16 protein-coding genes and 1 pseudogene are annotated in these 15,477 nt (G+C 57.8%); 5 read left to right on the top strand and 12 right to left on the bottom strand.

Annotated elements, in window-relative coordinates:
• Positions 1–163 precede the first annotated feature (163 nt).
• Positions 164–580: a nickel-responsive transcriptional regulator NikR gene (gene nikR, locus B8V81_RS22880; RefSeq protein ID WP_028596831.1), complete on the bottom strand. Its 417-nt coding sequence runs from the start codon at positions 578–580 to the stop codon at positions 164–166.
• Positions 581–1,008: 428 nt separating this feature from the next.
• On the opposite strand from nikR, the gene B8V81_RS22885 reads away from it, so the two are divergent.
• The gene (locus tag B8V81_RS22885; protein ID WP_028596832.1) at positions 1,009–1,335 is read left to right on the top strand and encodes a transposase; all 327 of its coding nucleotides are present in this window, start codon (positions 1,009–1,011) and stop codon (positions 1,333–1,335) included.
• Between the two features lie 148 nt (positions 1,336–1,483).
• On the opposite strand, the gene B8V81_RS26320 is transcribed toward B8V81_RS22885, so the two are convergent.
• Positions 1,484–1,756 (bottom strand): hypothetical protein, encoded by a 273-nt coding sequence (locus B8V81_RS26320; protein WP_127464578.1) that lies wholly within the window; start codon positions 1,754–1,756, stop codon positions 1,484–1,486.
• A gap of 57 nt (positions 1,757–1,813) precedes the next feature.
• On the opposite strand from B8V81_RS26320, the gene B8V81_RS26325 reads away from it, so the two are divergent.
• Entirely contained in the window at positions 1,814–2,002 is a 189-nt protein-coding gene (locus B8V81_RS26325) for an IS3 family transposase (protein WP_373864137.1), read from the top strand.
• Between the two features lie 122 nt (positions 2,003–2,124).
• Positions 2,125–2,337, top strand: coding sequence for a hypothetical protein (locus B8V81_RS25030; RefSeq protein WP_127464579.1), 213 nt, complete (start codon positions 2,125–2,127; stop codon positions 2,335–2,337).
• 370 nt (positions 2,338–2,707) lie between these two features.
• Here B8V81_RS25030 and B8V81_RS25035 read toward each other — a convergent pair whose 3' ends face one another.
• From B8V81_RS25035 to selD, 7 genes and pseudogenes are all read right to left on the bottom strand, one after another.
• On the bottom strand, positions 2,708–3,421 hold the full coding sequence (locus tag B8V81_RS25035) for a DUF5677 domain-containing protein (protein WP_127464580.1): 714 nt from the start codon (positions 3,419–3,421) through the stop codon (positions 2,708–2,710).
• 1,145 nt (positions 3,422–4,566) lie between these two features.
• Complete coding sequence (locus B8V81_RS22895) at positions 4,567–5,214, bottom strand: putative phage abortive infection protein (protein ID WP_028596834.1); 648 nt, start codon at positions 5,212–5,214, stop codon at positions 4,567–4,569.
• Between the two features lie 299 nt (positions 5,215–5,513).
• A pseudogene (locus tag B8V81_RS22900) lies at positions 5,514–5,756 on the bottom strand (transposase); the annotation flags it as partial.
• Between the two features lie 57 nt (positions 5,757–5,813).
• Complete coding sequence (locus tag B8V81_RS22905) at positions 5,814–6,650, bottom strand: carbohydrate ABC transporter permease (RefSeq protein WP_028596835.1); 837 nt, start codon at positions 6,648–6,650, stop codon at positions 5,814–5,816.
• Entirely contained in the window at positions 6,647–7,606 is a 960-nt protein-coding gene (locus tag B8V81_RS22910) for a carbohydrate ABC transporter permease (RefSeq protein WP_028596836.1), read from the bottom strand. Before B8V81_RS22910 ends, B8V81_RS22905 begins: the two co-directional genes overlap by 4 nt.
• A gap of 258 nt (positions 7,607–7,864) precedes the next feature.
• Positions 7,865–8,902 carry a tRNA 2-selenouridine(34) synthase MnmH gene (gene mnmH / locus B8V81_RS22915; protein WP_101809253.1) on the bottom strand — a complete coding sequence of 346 codons (1,038 nt, stop codon included), beginning with the start codon at positions 8,900–8,902 and terminating at the stop codon, positions 7,865–7,867.
• A gap of 18 nt (positions 8,903–8,920) precedes the next feature.
• Positions 8,921–9,970: a selenide, water dikinase SelD gene (gene selD / locus B8V81_RS22920; RefSeq protein WP_028596838.1), complete on the bottom strand. Its 1,050-nt coding sequence runs from the start codon at positions 9,968–9,970 to the stop codon at positions 8,921–8,923.
• A gap of 189 nt (positions 9,971–10,159) precedes the next feature.
• On the opposite strand from selD, the gene B8V81_RS22925 reads away from it, so the two are divergent.
• Positions 10,160–11,221, top strand: a complete 1,062-nt coding sequence (locus tag B8V81_RS22925; RefSeq protein ID WP_028596839.1) for a permease — start codon at positions 10,160–10,162, stop codon at positions 11,219–11,221.
• 90 nt (positions 11,222–11,311) lie between these two features.
• On the opposite strand, the gene B8V81_RS22930 is transcribed toward B8V81_RS22925, so the two are convergent.
• The gene (locus tag B8V81_RS22930) at positions 11,312–12,115 is read right to left on the bottom strand and encodes a hypothetical protein (protein ID WP_028596840.1); all 804 of its coding nucleotides are present in this window, start codon (positions 12,113–12,115) and stop codon (positions 11,312–11,314) included.
• A 172-nt stretch (positions 12,116–12,287) separates the two neighbouring features.
• Here B8V81_RS22930 and B8V81_RS22935 point away from each other — a divergent pair, with 172 nt between their 5' ends.
• Positions 12,288–12,740, top strand: a complete 453-nt coding sequence (locus tag B8V81_RS22935) for a NucA/NucB deoxyribonuclease domain-containing protein (RefSeq protein WP_043110721.1) — start codon at positions 12,288–12,290, stop codon at positions 12,738–12,740.
• Positions 12,741–12,894: 154 nt separating this feature from the next.
• Here B8V81_RS22935 and B8V81_RS22940 read toward each other — a convergent pair whose 3' ends face one another.
• Both B8V81_RS22940 and B8V81_RS22945 read right to left on the bottom strand, forming a co-directional pair.
• Positions 12,895–13,623 carry an amino acid ABC transporter ATP-binding protein gene (locus tag B8V81_RS22940; protein WP_028596842.1) on the bottom strand — a complete coding sequence of 243 codons (729 nt, stop codon included), beginning with the start codon at positions 13,621–13,623 and terminating at the stop codon, positions 12,895–12,897.
• Complete coding sequence (locus B8V81_RS22945; protein WP_028596843.1) at positions 13,616–15,067, bottom strand: amino acid ABC transporter substrate-binding protein/permease; 1,452 nt, start codon at positions 15,065–15,067, stop codon at positions 13,616–13,618. Before B8V81_RS22945 ends, B8V81_RS22940 begins: the two co-directional genes overlap by 8 nt.
• Positions 15,068–15,477: the final 410 nt, after the last annotated feature.

Below are 15,477 nucleotides of genomic sequence, written 5' to 3' on the forward strand. Positions count from 1 at the left end.
TCTGACATATAGACGGATAGGGAAAACGAAAAAGACTGCCCGCAGGTCCGCCGACGCGACCTGGAGCAGCCGTGAGTTGTCCTGGCGCCAACGCGGAACGCTCGCCGCGCGGGACCGAACGAGAACGAAGCGCAGCCAGCCGAATCTCCCCGCGCTCGATCTCCTATTCCAAAAACGTGACCGACATTTCCGCGACCTGCACGCCTTTCTGCGCCTGGATCGCCCCATGGAGCCTGCGCAGCCTCTCCACGCGCCCGCGGATGAGGATGATCTCCATGCACTGATGATGCGTCAGATGGACATGCATCGTGCTGATGATCTCTTCGTGGTAGTCATGCTGCAGCTCGGTCAGCAGCAGCGGCAGCTCCCGCACATGATGGTCGTACACGAGCGAGATCGTGCCCGCGACCGCCGTCTCCGGCGCGATCCCCTCGTCCTCCAGCATGGCCTTGCGGGCCATGTCCCGGATCGCCTCCGAGCGGTTCGTATAGCCCTTCGCCTCGATATAGCCGTCGAACCGCTCGATCAGCGGCGCCGGAAATGCGACGCCGAACCGGACGAGCTCTTCTTTTTCCGCCATGCTCTCCCTCCTCTTGCCTTCGATTTTAGCATAGCGGGAGATTTTTAAGCGAACGCATGTATAAGCGGCGCGCCGGGCGGACATCCTTGTACTACCGGCGTCGAGAGATGCCGTAGACACCGCGGAGAAGGCTTACGTTTCCCCATAAGCTCTTCGTCCGGTTTCTCCTCTCCCATGAAAGAGGCCCCCGCAAGGGGGCCTCGCTTTTTTTGTTGTAAAACCTTATATATCAAGGACTTTTTCGTTTTATCGCAGCTGTTCATCATGACGATTTTGAGAGCTGGGCACCAATTGGGCACCAAATTATCCAAGCCAATTTAAAAAGCCCTGCTTTGGAATCAGAATCTTCTTCCTTTTTAGCCCCTATCCGAACTTGGACAGCACACCCCTTATTCCGATACACTAAAATCAATCGGAGGGGAAGACGGATGGAGAGAAAACGGTACGATCTGAATTTCAAAAAAATGGTGGTAGCCAAAGGCCTGGAGACGGGGAACATGACGGCGGTCGCCAGGCAGCATGAGCTTGATCCCAAAATGGTGCTGCGCTGGGCGAAAGAGCTGAAGCGAAGCGACCTGGGACAGTTGGACGGAGAGGCGTTGAAACAAGCGGCGTTCATTCCTTCTTCGTCAGACTACGCGGCCTTGGAAAAAGAACACGAGAAGCTCAAAAAGCTGTATGCGGAGCAGGCGCTGGAGAGGGAAATCCTCCGTGACCTGTTAAAAAAAACGAACCCTCACTTGCGGATAAAATAGCTCTTGCGCAGACCTACATTCTGCGCGGCCATTCCATCTGTCTCGTGCTCCGCATCCTGGACGTGGAGCGATCCACGTATTATGCCCATGTGAGTCGATCGGCGCCGAAGCAGGAGCGAATCTACACGGGCGGGCGCCCTGCGCCGGGCTACTCCTGCACGCAAGAGGGAAAGCGCATCAGCGATGAACAAATCAGCGAATGGATCATGGAGGCGTTGGCGGACGTTTCGACCGGGCCGTGGTCGCCTGTTATCACGGCTTGTCCTGCGAAGCCAAGGATCTGGTTCGAATCACGCAGGAAGCGCTCATGAGGCGCCAACTCTTTGACAAAGCGAATCGGCCCGTCATTCGATCGGACAATGGCCCCTAGTTCATCAGCCACCGGTTTGAAGAGGCCTGTGGACAGGTTGAAATGGTGCACGAACGCATCCCGCCGAAGACGCCGAATAAGAACGCTCACATCGAATCCTTCCATGCCATTCTGGAAGCAGAGTGTTACCAACGACATGAATTTGAGAGTTATCAACATGCGTACGAGGTCGTCAGCGGCTTTATCGACAACTACAATCGTCATCGCATGCACGGCAGCTTGTACGATCTGTCGCCGTACGAGTATCGGAAAGCGATTGGAGAAGGTGTTGTGGAGCCGAAGGTGATCAAAGTTTAGCCAAGCGTAAACCGACGAAAACAGGCGTAAAATCGTGTTATTCTACGTGCTCAATCGAATAAGAGGTGCGTGGTCCTGATTTAAGGGTTTGAACCGGCTCGATCAGCGTTAGGAGCAGACCCATGAAACCCAAAAAAACCTTACAGACTAATTTTATTCCCGGTCCTGGCGATGAAGCAGCGATCAGCACCTGCTACGCTTATCCTCGTAAGAAAGCTCGAATAGAATTAGAAAGAAACAATCTGACCCACACAAGAAATGACAACTTCTTATATGCTCATAAATTCTTATATCAACCTTCCGTTAAAGGCATAAAAAGAAGCAATGTTAAGTGAGCACTTGACCTTCAACTTTAGTCGGGGTATATTTGCTTACAAGAATTTGGTTGTTACAGGCGTTGGTTCGAATCCAACACTTGCCGAAGGAATGATTCAGACAATGCAGAACCCATTTTCCAACATGCTCGCATCCGGTGCTGTTGGTTGGGCTCTTTCATATCTGCTTCCTCTTATTTCTCCTGAGGGGATGATGCTTATGAGCATATTCATTATTTCGCTGTCCCTGGCAGCACGTGGCAAGAATGGAGCCTTATACAATATGTGGTGCAGGGACCGCGGGGCATTATCCACAAACGGATGATGCCTTTTCAATTTTCACTCTTCTTTCAGTACCTGCGACGTTGCTGCATCAAATAAAAAAACACCCTCATTGGGGTGCTTTCAACCTCATCTGTCTTATTACGTGCCAATCCTCACTCGCTGGAGCAAGAATATTGACTCTATAATCATCCAATTCGAAAATATTCTCGATACAGCCTATTGCTAAAATGATGCTTTGGATCAAATGGAATCTTATTGAGTAATCGGCTTCCTCATCATATACGTACTTATTGAATGTGAATGTGTCATCTTGTTGTTCTCCGTGCAAGTTTCTTGTGTTAGGACTAAAGTGGACAAATCCGCTCATTAAGGTGTACAACTCAACATAAAAATCATAACGTCCCACCTCTTTAGCAAGCAGGTAGACTTTTTTTAATTTATTGGGAACATTAGGTTCTTTCTTTCCAGCATAATGATTTTTGATAACATCTAAATAATCTTGATGAATGTCCGTTTCCAAAGACCAATAGTGGTAATACTTCCCTAAATTAAACAACTCAAGTTTGGCTAAATTCTCATATTGAGAAGCAATCAATCTCATTCTACTCTTATTTTTGTTTATGTAAGCAATGTGGAAATATGATTCAACAATAATTCGTAAAAGAGGAATGGTTTCGATGTAGCTATTTTTAATATCACTCTTCAAAATAACATCAATTGATTTGAAGGTTCTTTTAATTTTAGAGTATAGATGATAAACATACTTCGATATTACAAGGTCGGAATTTTTGAATTTTGAATCAGCCTCTAACTTAGACATAAGAAAATGAACTTGCTCGTTGAATTTTATTGTTCGATCGATTTTCCTCAAAACTTCCACCCCCATCTCATCAGTATGCAAGATCTTCCAAATATCTGCAATAGTCTGTTGTATTGGGAATCATCAAAAAGCTTGAATCGACATTCTGCCTTATCAATATTTAGTAATTTGGATTATTTGAAGTTTGTGTGCTAAAATGAAGCTCTTGGTGAAAGGCCCTCCTATAATGAGAGGAGTCAATCCATGAATATCAACATTTATCTTAGTACAGCAGATTTAGCTATTTGTTTTATTGGAATTCTAGCAATCCTTATCTTGAAACGGTGGACTAAAAAAACTATTACTAAGGATGTTATCAAGGCAAGCAAACAAAACTAGCCAGGCTAATTGGGTCTAACACCGAGCGGACCTTCCTTAAAGGGAGAACTCCGCTCGTCATAAAAATAAAAAATGCAAATCAATGAAAAAAGAGCTCAAGTTTTTTCTTTTCAAACCAAGCCCCCCCCTTTACACAAAGGCATACTGTGACTTGCTACAGACAATGTGTTCATGCTAGATACCGTAAGAGACTTTGCTGCAATGGGGCTTTCACAGTTACACTTCCGCCCCATACGAAAAAACCACTTCCGCTTTGGAGGTGGTTTTTTCGTATGTCTTCATACGGACGTTAGATGAAGTGATAAATAAAAACCGCCCCATTCTGGACTACCAGAAGCGGAAGTGATTTTTTGAATTTGCGACTAGCCGGGTTCGGGGGTCCATCGCACCCGCCGGGGGTCAGGGTCGCCAGGAGGAACCGCCTTGCCTGATTTTCGCCACGATTCGACATGAATCTCGTATAATTCGACAGGTAAACGACATGAATGTATGCTAGTTGCCATACGAGTCGGCTGTTCTTCTGTCAGCAACCTAATCCCGAGATCGGCTTCGATTGCATCGTATGTCGCTTTGATTCTATCGTCAATCTCCCACTGCAATGCCTTGTCATCCCGTGCTATCTCATTGAACTTTCCCAGGTAGTCCACTCTGACGAGGATAATGTCTACGATCTCATCAATGCTCTTCTCTTTCTCCTTGCGGATGTTGTTCGGTGGCTGTAAGATCTAAGGGCAAACAAAAAGGCCACTCTATTGAGTGACCAAAAATTAATTACTGATTACCAAATTTTTGAATTTACTATCAAATGCCCAAAATTCTTTGAGTTCATCAACAAACAAACTTTCATCAATCCCTTCTAAAAAATTGTATTCGTGTAGAATGTACTTCAAACCTACATCATAAGAGTGACAGTAGTAGAAAAGAAAGATTTTCTCGTGATCACCAAATTGTGTCTTGTAAAAATCAAGATACTGTCGCTTTGATGTATAAGTTAATGAGGATTGAGACTTTACAAAATCAACTATTGTAACAGTAGTTTTTATGAAGTTATCAAATGCCAAATTGGATTCCTCATATACCTGCTTAAATGTAACGATGCTATTGTCGGTAAGTCTGGTTCTCATTTTGGTATGAAACTTTTTAAATACCTGATGTCCTTTAATGTTATCTGGGTATTCTAAGCTTTCTAGAACTTGTGAATGCAACGACAATAAATTGAAGAACGTATTGTCAAATTGCTGTTTAGCCATCAATTCCTTTTGCCCAGCAAGTTCGTCCGTTGATTTACTAATCTCTTCTCTTTGTAGGACCAACTCATCCCTCTGAAGGGCGAGCTCTTTGCGCTGCATTTGTATGGTGTAAATGATTCCTGCAAAAGCCAAGCCAGAAAACAAGGCATTCACGGCTCCGAACATATCACCAAATACTCCTCGCCCTTGCGACCACTCATCCTTTGTAAAGATCAAGAATGTGCTCGCCCATAGTACAATAACGAGCAATACGCTCCAGTAGAAGCTCTTTAGTCTCTCCACTTCTTTTCCCCCATTAATCCATAATGAGGGAATTATAGACTGGTATGTGCTTCCTGTACAGCATAAAAACCAGCTAATGTTTGTCAAGCTTGGGCCGCTTGGTCTTATGAAGAAAAGTTGATATAATTTCTGTACACACCAAATAACCTCCATTGGCGTGGAGGGTGTTGGTTAAATATGGGTTACGTTTGATAGGGCTGGCTCTTCTTTAAGATGGCGTTAATGTGATGCAGTAGCTTGTTGGCGCAAGCAATCACCGTCACCTTATAGGGCTTGCCCTCTTCTCTTTTCCTATCGTAATACATCCTTAATTTCACGTTCACACCGCCTCGAATGCCGCATAACACCGCCAAGTACAACGCTCTTCGTAATCGTTTTGAGCCGCGTTTAGTGATCCGATTACGGGAAAGGCGGCTGTCGCCCGCTCTCCCCAGGGCTCCCATTTTATCCGTGTCCGCGGAGCTGCGCCAGAGCGCAGGCGCCTATCCTTTTAGGCCGGAGGTGGCGATGCCCTCGACGAAATGCTTCTGCGCCAGGAAGAAAATGAGCACCGGCGGAAGCACGGACAAGAGCGACATCGCCAGCAGCTGGCCCCAGGCGACGGCGGACTGCGTGTCGATGAACATGCGCAGGGCGAGCGGAACGGTGTACTTGTCCACGGTATTGAGGTAGATCAGCGGGCCGAAGTAGTCGTCCCATCCCCAGATGAACGAGAAGATCATGACCGTGATCAGCGCCGGCACGGTCAGCGGCATGACGATCCGCGCGTAGATGCCGAACCAGGAGCAGCCGTCGATCTTCGCCGACTCGTCGAGCTCTCGCGGGATGCCCCGGATGAACTGCACGAGGAGGAAGATGAAGAACGCTCCGCCCATCGCGGACGGCACGATCAGCGGCAAATACGTGTTGATCCAATCAAAGGCGTGGAACATCGTATACTGCGGAATCAGCGTCACTTGGCCCGGCAGCATCAAGGTGAGCAGCAGGATCGAGAACCACATGCCCTTGAGCGGAAAGGTCAGCCTCGCGAAGCCGAAGGCGACGAGGCTGGCCGAGACGACATGCAGCAGCGTCGTCGTGGCGTTCAGCAGGAGGCTGTTCTCGAAAAACCGCGTGAAGGTGTATTGCGGCAGGGCGACCCAGCCGTCGGAGTAGTTTCGCCAGAGCCACTGCTCGGGAAACAAGCCGGGATTGCCGAGCTCCGCCGCCGATTTGAACGACGCGCCGATCCACCACAGCAGAGGATAGGACATGACCAGGCAAGCGGCGATCATGACCAGATGGACGAGCAGGTTGCTTTTGCGAGGCTTGCCGTTCATTTTCGTCCCTCCGTTTCATAGAACACCCAATACTTCGACGCGACGAAGTTGAGCGCCGTCACGACACCGATGATGACGAGCAGAATCCAGGCCAGCGCCGAGGCGTATCCCATCTGCAGCGAGCCGAACGCCTTGTTGTACAGGAACAGCGCGAACATCTCCGTGGAGTTGACCGGGCCGCCGTTCGTGACGATGTAGGCGGACGTGAACATCTGGAAGGCGTTGATGATGCCCATGACGAGGTTGAACAGGATGACCGGCGACAGCATCGGCAGCGTGATCCGCGCGAACTTGCGCAGCCTCGACGCGCCGTCGACCGAGGCGGCCTCGTACAGCTCGGACGGAATCTGCTTGAGTCCGGCGAGGAAGATGATCATCGCGGAGCCGAACTGCCAGGCGGTCAGAAGCACCAGCGTGCCGAGCGCGGTGGACGGCGTGCCGATCCAGTTCTTGGGATCGATGCCGACCAGGACGGCCAGCTGGTTGACGAAGCCGTTGAGGCCGAAAATATTGCGCCACAGCACGGCCACGGCCAGGCTGCCTCCGATCAGGGAAGGCAGATAGACGAGGGTGCGGTAGAACGAGATGCCCCGGATCTGTCGGTTCAGCAGCATGGCGATCAGCAGGGCGGCGATCAGCTTGAGCGGCACCGAGGCGGCGACATAAACGAAGGTGACACGAAGCGAATTGAAGAACAAGCGGTCCTGCGAGATGTCCCGGTAGTTGTCGAGGCCGATCCAGCGGGCCGGCTCCAGCAGCGAGAACTCGGTCATCGACAGATAGAAGGACTGGATGATCGGCCATAGCTGCAGGATGAGAAAGCCGAGCAGCCAAGGAGCGATGAACAGATAGCCGACGACTGGCGCGTTCCAGCGCTGCCCGGCCTTTTTGGTAATCGCTTTCACATCGGGTCGCGCGCGGGCTGGATCGGCAGGTTGAAGGGAAGGCAAGTCCATGAATTCACCTCTCGCTAGTGGATGAGGCTAGTATAGAGGATGAGGACTCGGGGCTGTAGGCGGCGATCGTACGAATTCTTTCACGATTGACCGATCGGGGGCGGACGAGCCCGTCCTCGGCGATGCCCGGACGCGAGATCGGCGCTCCGGCCCGGCATGGAACGCAAAAACGGGACGAAACGGTGTGGATCTCCGCTTCGTCCCGTTCGCCGGGAGCATGATCGTTCATCGGCCGCAGCCGTCCGGCAGACCCGTCGGTCATGCCTGCACGTCCGGCAAAGCCGCCCTTACGCCGTCCAAAGCCTCCTGCTCCGTGCGCGCCCGCACGAGCCGCTCCCGCTCCTGGTCGTAGCGGTCCGCTCCATGCTCGTAGCGCGGATCGTAATAATGCTCCAGCAGCAGCTCGGCCGCGACGTCGAAGCGGTCCTGCCCGATGCTCTGCTGGATCTCCTTCGCCACGGGAGTGTGCATGCGCGGCTTGATGATCTTGAACGCATGCAGGCAGGCTTCCTTGTGCTCCGCGGGCCGATAGTCCTGCACGATATGCCGCACGCGCGCCGGCATCGGCAGCTCGAGCCGGATCGGCACGCCGCTCTCCTTGGCGTCCATGAGGAACTGCGGCATCGTGCATTTGCCGATGCGCCGGCTCTCCGCCTCCATGATGACATAAGGAGCCCGCTCGAAGCGCAGCAGCGTCTCCAGCAGCTCGGCGTCGAACGTCTTCTGGTTGCTCCCCCGCAGGCCGACGTCGCCGAAGATCGAGCCCCGATGGCACGCGAAGCCCTCGAGATCGAGCACCGGATAGCCTTCCTCGGCAAGCTGGCGGAGGATGGCCGTCTTGCCGGTGCCGGTATTGCCGTGCAGCACGTAGGCCGGCTTGTCCAGCCGGTACGTCTCCAGCGTCTCCACGACCCAGCGGCGGTACTCGCGGTAGCCGCCGGCCACCCGGTAGCAGTGGATGTCCATGAGGCCGAGCAGCGTCGCCGTCGTGCGGCTGCGGCCGCCGCCGCGCCAGCAGAACAGCGCGATCTTGCCCGGCAGCGCCGCGAATTCGGCGATGAACGCCGGCAGCTTGGCGCTCATGAGCTCGAGCCCGCGCCGCTTGGCCTCGGCCATGCCGCGCTGCTTGTAGAGCGTGCCGATCTCCGCCCGTTCGGCGTCGTCGAAGAACGGGATGTTGACGCTGCCGGGAATCGTCGCGTCCGCGAATTCCGAGGGCGAGCGGACGTCGACGATCGTCAGCTCCTTGCGGTCCCTCATGTCCCGCAGCTCGGGTACGGTCAAGTCTTGAAACATCGCCATTCCTTCTCTCTCTTATACGGTCCGGATGCGTCCGGCCTGCTCGGCCGACGCCTCGCCGATGATGGCGGCGTCGACGCCGCCCTCGCGCAGCTCACCGAGCAGCGCCTGCGCCTGCTCCGCAGCGACGGCGATCAGCAGGCCGCCCGACGTGACCGCGTCGCACAGGATGAAGCGGTCGATCTCGTCATGCTGGTCGGCAAAATCGACCGAAGGGCTCACATGCGCATGGTTGTTGCGCGTGCCGCCGGGGATGAAGCCGGCTTCGGCCAGCTCGCGGGCGCGCGGCAGCACCGGCACGGCGTTCTTGACGATCGTCAGGCCGACGCCGCTTCCCTTGGCCATCTCCATCGCGTGGCCGAGCAGGCCGAAGCCGGTCACGTCCGTGCACGCATGCACGTCGTAGCCGTCCATGATCTCGGCGGCGCGGCGGTTCAGCGTCGACATGACGCGCGTCACTTGCGCGACCTCGTCCGGCGAGAGCTGGTCCTTCTTGATCGAGGTCGTGTAGATGCCGACGCCGATCGGCTTCGTCAGCAGCAGCGCGTCGCCCGGCTTCGCCCCGGCGTTGGTCCGCACCCGGTCCGGATGCACGAGGCCGGTGACGGCCATGCCGAACTTCGGCTCCTTGTCGTCGATCGAGTGGCCGCCGAGCAGCGTCGCGCCGGACTCGGCCAGCTTGTCGCCCGCTCCGCGCAGGATGTCGGCCAAAATGGCCTTGTCCAGCGTCTGGATCGGGAACGCGACGATGTTGAGCGCCGTCAGCGGCTTGCCGCCCATCGCATAGATGTCGCTGATCGCATTGGCCGCGGCGATCTGCCCGAACGCATACGGGTCGTCGACGATCGGCGTGAAGAAATCGACCGTCTGCACGAGCGCCATGTCGGCGCTCAGCCGGTAGACGCCGGCGTCGTCGCTCGTATCGAGCCCGACGAGCAGGTCGGGATTGGGCACCGACGGAGGGAGCTGGCGCAGCACCTGCGACAGGTCGGCCGGTCCGATCTTGCAGCCGCAGCCGCCCTTGCTGGACAAGGACGTCAGTTTGACGCTTGGAGTTTTCGACATCGGTTTCCCTCTTTTCCGTAAGCTATCGTTCAACCCATCCATTATACGACAAGCTCGGTCCGGCTCCAACTCCGGCCGGCCGCCGCCTGGCGCTTCGCTTCCGCTTCCGCTTTTGGAGCGCTGTGCTATAATAGTCGAGCATCTGACACCATTCTAGGAGGTTATTCCGTCTTGAGCCCTTCTTCCCCCATGCCCTCCGGGCAGCAGAACGACGGCCGCAAAGCGCTGTGGCTCGCCGTCCTGTTCATCCTCATCGCCGCCGCCGGCCTGACCTACATCAAGTGGTGGCCCTACTACGGCAAGGCGATCAAGGCGATCACCGAGCATACGATTGGCAGCTCGATCCTGACCGGCGGCCAGGAAGCGATTCCGAATCCTTCCTGGCAGTCCGCATGGGACTATGCCGTCGTCTACTATAAAGCCGTATGGAAAGCCGCCGTATTCGGCATCCTGCTCGGCTCGCTCGTGCAGGTGCTGCTGCCCGCGAACTGGCTTATGCGCGTGCTCGGCCAGCGCACGTTCCGCAGCACCGTATGGGGCGGCGTCGCCTCGCTGCCCGGCATGATGTGCTCCTGCTGCGCCGCGCCGATCGCCGCCGGCCTGCGCAAGAAAAACGTCTCCGTCGGAGCCGCGCTCGCGTTCTGGCTCGGCAATCCGCTGCTCAATCCGGCGACGCTGATCTTCATGTTCTTCGTGCTCGGCTGGGACTTCACGCTGCTGCGCCTCGCCTTCGGCCTGGCGATCACGTTCGGCGTCAGCTACTTGGCGAACCGCTTCGCGGGAGACGCGTCCGTCTCCGAGGACAAGCTGCCGGCCGAGGCGCTCGCTCCAGCCCAGGCGGACGACCGGCCGTTCCTCGTCCGCTGGGGACGCAGCCTCGGCACGATGCTGCTGAACGTCATCCCGGCGTACATCCTCGCCGTGCTGCTGCTCGGCGCCGCGCGCGCCTGGCTGTTCCCGACGCTCGGCGAAGGAGCCGGCACGACGGTGCTGGCGCTGATCCTGTTCGCGATCGCGGGCACGCTGTTCGTCATTCCGACGGCGGCGGAAATTCCGATCGTACAGTCGTTCCTGTCGCTCGGCTACGGCGGCGCGGCCGCCGGCGCCCTGCTCGTCACGCTGCCGACGGTCAGCCTGCCCTCGCTGCTCATGCTGCGCCGCGCCTTCCCGGCGCGCGTGCTCTGGCTCGTGTTCGGCTCCGTCGTCGCGTCCGGCCTCTTGAGCGGGCTGATCGGCGCGTTCCTGTTCTAATCGGCTGCATGTAAAAAAAGACGGAAGCCCGGCTGCGGCCGGAAGCTTCCGTCTTTTTTATTTCGAGTAGGGATCAGGCCATCCCGACGCTCAGCCGCCGTCCGGCTCCAGGCAGGCGGCCGCTTCGCTGCGCTTTTCCCGAGCGAGGCGGCCGAGCAGCCGTACGACGACGATGAACAGCGCGAGGGCGAACAGCACTGATGCAAAAGGATGCTCCGGCAACGCCATATAGCCGAACATCGGCCCCATCAGGCCGCCCATCGCGCCGCCGAGCAGACCTTCCAGCGCCGGCGCGGCTCCGTGGCGGCTGCCCGCCGCATAGCCGGCCCAGGCTGCGGCGGCTCCCGCGCCGATCGCAGGAAGCGTGAACTGGCCGAGCAGCACCGACAGGATCGTGCCGCCGGCCAGTCCGGCCGCCATCGAAAAGCCCATGCAGCACATCATGAGCGGCATCTCGGCCGGCCGCTCCATGTATCGCAGCCGCAGCATCTGGCGGATCGTCAAGGCGCCGATCAGCAGCAGCGCCAAGATTTCGAACACGGCCGCAGCGAGCGGCCAGCCCTGCAGCGGCGCCTGCAGCCCGCCGCCCGCCGTTCCACCGCCGTGACTCATGCCATGGCTGGCGGGAGCCGAATCCGGAGCCGGCGCTTGCTGCACGGCTACAACCTGGGTCGTCTGCCGGATCGGATCGGCGCCGGCCGCTTTCGCCGTCCCCGCCATCCCGGCCGATCCGCAGCCGAGGGCGAGCCAAAGCAGCAAGCCCGCCGCGGCGGCGATCAGCCCTTTTGCGGCAGCGCGGACAGCCATGCCGCGCCGATGCTCCGGCAGCCGTCCGTCTGCGGCTTGTCCCGCGTCGGCGGCTGTCCGTCTCGGGGCGGCAATCCTTTTTCGCATCCCATTCCCTCCTCTGGCCCGGTGAGCGAAGTCCATCTCTCATCTGTATGAACCTTGAGGCGGGGCTAGAAGCGGTCGGCGTCCTTTCCAGTTCCTGGTCTTCCCAAACGTACGTTCCCTGTTATACTGGAGACAAGCTCCGTACAGGAGAGAACCGACCAGGAGGACGACCATGACCCGCACCGACAGACGACCGCTTCGCCTGCTCTTCTCCCTGCTCGCCGCGCTGCTGCTGGCGGCGCTGCTCGGCGGCTGCTCGTTCGAGCTCAAGCTGCCGCAGCCATCCGCCGCGCCCTCCGGCCATGACGCGACGATTTATTTCCCGTCCGAGCGGTATCCCGATACGGCCGAGCATATCCGAGCCGCGATCGCCGCCGGCGCCTCGGCCATCTGCACGATCGACCGGGACGGAGCGGACGCCAACCGCCGCGAGTCGCTCCAGGGCATCCCGACGCGCAAGAAATACGACCGGGACGAGTGGCCGATGGCGATGTGCCGCGAAGGCGGAGCCGGCGCGGATGTCGCCTACGTCAAGTCCTCCGACAACCGCGGCGCCGGCTCCTGGATCGGCAACCAGCTGCGGGGCTACGAGGACGGGACGCGCATCCGCTTCGTCGTGCCTTGACCCATGGCGCCGCGGCCCGGATCGAGCCGCATCCGGCGCCGGCCGCGACGCTCCGGCGCAGCTCGAGCGATCTGCTTCCGCCGGTCCAAATGCAAAAAGCCCGCTCCGTCCGACTAGTCGGATGAAGCGGGCTTTTTGCCGCTGAAGCCTCGTTTTACAGCACCTTTTCAAGGAAGCTGATCGTCCGCTCCTGGCGCGGCCGTCCGAACAGCTCCTCCGGCGGGCCTTCCTCGACGATGTAGCCGCCGTCCATGAAGATGACCCGGTCGGCGACCTCGCGGGCGAAGCCCATCTCATGCGTCACGACCATCATCGTCATGCCCTCGCTCGCCAGGCTCTTCATGACGCCGAGCACCTCGCCGACCATCTCCGGATCGAGCGCCGACGTCGGCTCGTCGAACAGCATGATGTCGGGGTTCATCGCCAGCGCCCGGGCGATCGCCACGCGCTGCTTCTGGCCGCCGGACAGCTGCGCCGGGTAAGCGTCCGCCTTGTCGGAGAGCCCGACCCGCTCGAGCAGCCGCAGCGCGGTCTGCCGGGCCGCCGCCTCGTCCAGCTTGCCGAGCTCCGTCGGAGCGAAGGCGATGTTGCGAAGGACGTTGAAGTGTGGGAACAGGTTGAAATGCTGGAACACCATGCCGATGTTTTCGCGCACCTTGTTGATGTCCGTATCCTTGGCGTTGATGTCGACGTCGTCGACGACGACGCTGCCGGCGGTGATGTCCTCCAGCCGGTTCATGCAGCGCAGCAGCGTGCTTTTGCCGGAGCCGGACGGTCCGATGACGCAGACGACCTCGCCGGGCTGCACTTGCAGGTCGATTCCTTTCAGCACCTCGTTCGAGCCGAAGCTCTTCTTCAGCCCCTCGACGCGGATCTTACCCATGGCGCACCTTCCTTTCCATGCGCTCCGCCAGCTTCGTCAGCGCGATGATGACGATCAGGTAGAGCACCATGACCGTCGTCCAGATCGTGAACGACTCGAACGTGCGGGCGATGATGATCTTGCCGGACTGGGTCAGCTCGACGAGGCCGATGACCGACAGGATCGACGTATCCTTGAGCGTGATGACCATCTGGTTGATGAAAGACGGCACCATGACGCGGATCGCCTGCGGCAGGATGATCTTGCGCATCGCCTTGCCGTAAGGCAGGCCGAGCGAGCGCGCCGCCTCCATCTGGCCGCGGTCGATCGACTGGATGCCGCCGCGGATGATCTCGGTCACGTACGCGCCGGCGTTGAGGCTGAGCGTCAGGATCGCCGCCAGGAACAGCGGCATCGTGAAGCCGAACGCCTGCGGGATGCCGAAGTAGATGAAGAAGGCCAGCACGATGAGCGGGATGCCGCGGAACACGTCGACGTACACCGTCGCCACGCCTCGCAGGAAGCGGCTGCCGCCGACCTTCATGAAGGCGAACAGCAAGCCGAGCAGGAAGGCGAAAAACAGCGAGACGATCGTATACAGGAGCGTTTTGCCCAGCCCTTCAAGTAAGTACGGCAGCGACTCGGTGATCAGGTTCCAGCCGCCTCCGCTCGCCTGCTGCGCGCCCTCGCCCAGATAGGCTTCCTGAATGCGGGCATGCTCGCCGCTGTTTTTCAGGTTGGCGAGGCCGTCGTTGAACATGCGCAGCAGCTCGGCGTTCTGCCCCTTGCGCACGGCGAAGCCGTAGGAAGCTCCGGCCACCTTCTCCTCGTCAGTCAGCTGCAGCCCGTTGCCCTGCTGGATGCCGTAGGCGATGACCGGAAAATCGTCGAAGCACGCGACCGAATTGCCGCCTTTGACATCGTCGTACATCTGCGCCGAGTCGTCGAACGGCACGATCGTGAAGCCATACTCGCCGGCGATCGACTCCGCGTAGCGGTAGCCCTCGGTTCCGGTCTTGACGGCGACCTTCTTGCCCCGCAGATCCTCGTACGTCCGCGTCTGGCTGTCGTTCTCGCGCACCGCCATGATGACGCCGGAGTCGAAGTACGGCTCCGAAAAATCGAACTTGAGCTTGCGCTCGTCCGTGATGCTCATGCCGGCGATGACGCCGTCCACCTGGCCGGACTCCAGCGCCTGCACGGCGGCATTGAAGCCGAGCGGCTTGATCTCGTAGCGGAAGCCTTGATCGCGGGCGATCGCCTCCATCAGATCCATGTCGATGCCGACGAACTTGCCGCTCGCATCCTGGAACTCGAACGGCGCGAATGTGACGTCCGTTCCGATCTGATACACCTTGCCGGCGGCCGGCTCCGACGCCGAAGCGGTTCCGGTCCATCCGGCCGCGCCCGTCACCGTCAGGATCAGGAGCAGCCATGCCAGCCCAAGCGCGCGAATCGTTCTCATAGTGACCTCCCTTGATGTGTCAACTCCGATGTTTGTTACCCACCAAAAGAACTTTCGTAACAGGCTGAGCTCCATTCGATGGCGGAGGCGGTTGTTCGATTAGAATATCCAGATCGAAAAAAGGGATTCCCGTCCGGCGTGATGCCGGGCAGAAATCCCTGGCTTGCAAGTCCAGCCGCGCTCAGGAGGCGGAGCAGTGGGGCATGGCGAGGCCGCCTAGCGGCAGACCCGCACGAGCAGCGCTCAGTAGGCGGAGGAGCGGTCTGGCATGGCTAGGCCGCCTAGCGGACCTGCGCGTGCAGAAAATACAAGAATTCCGCAAGGCGAGGCCGCCTAGCGGACCTGCGCGTGCAGCGAGTGCGGGATCGAGCCAGGCGAGGCCGCCTAGCGGACCTGCGCGTGCAGAAAAT

Origin of the sequence: Paenibacillus pasadenensis, from assembly GCF_002864175.1 — a bacterium.
Lineage (GTDB): Bacteria > Bacillota > Bacilli > Paenibacillales > Paenibacillaceae > Paenibacillus_O > Paenibacillus_O pasadenensis.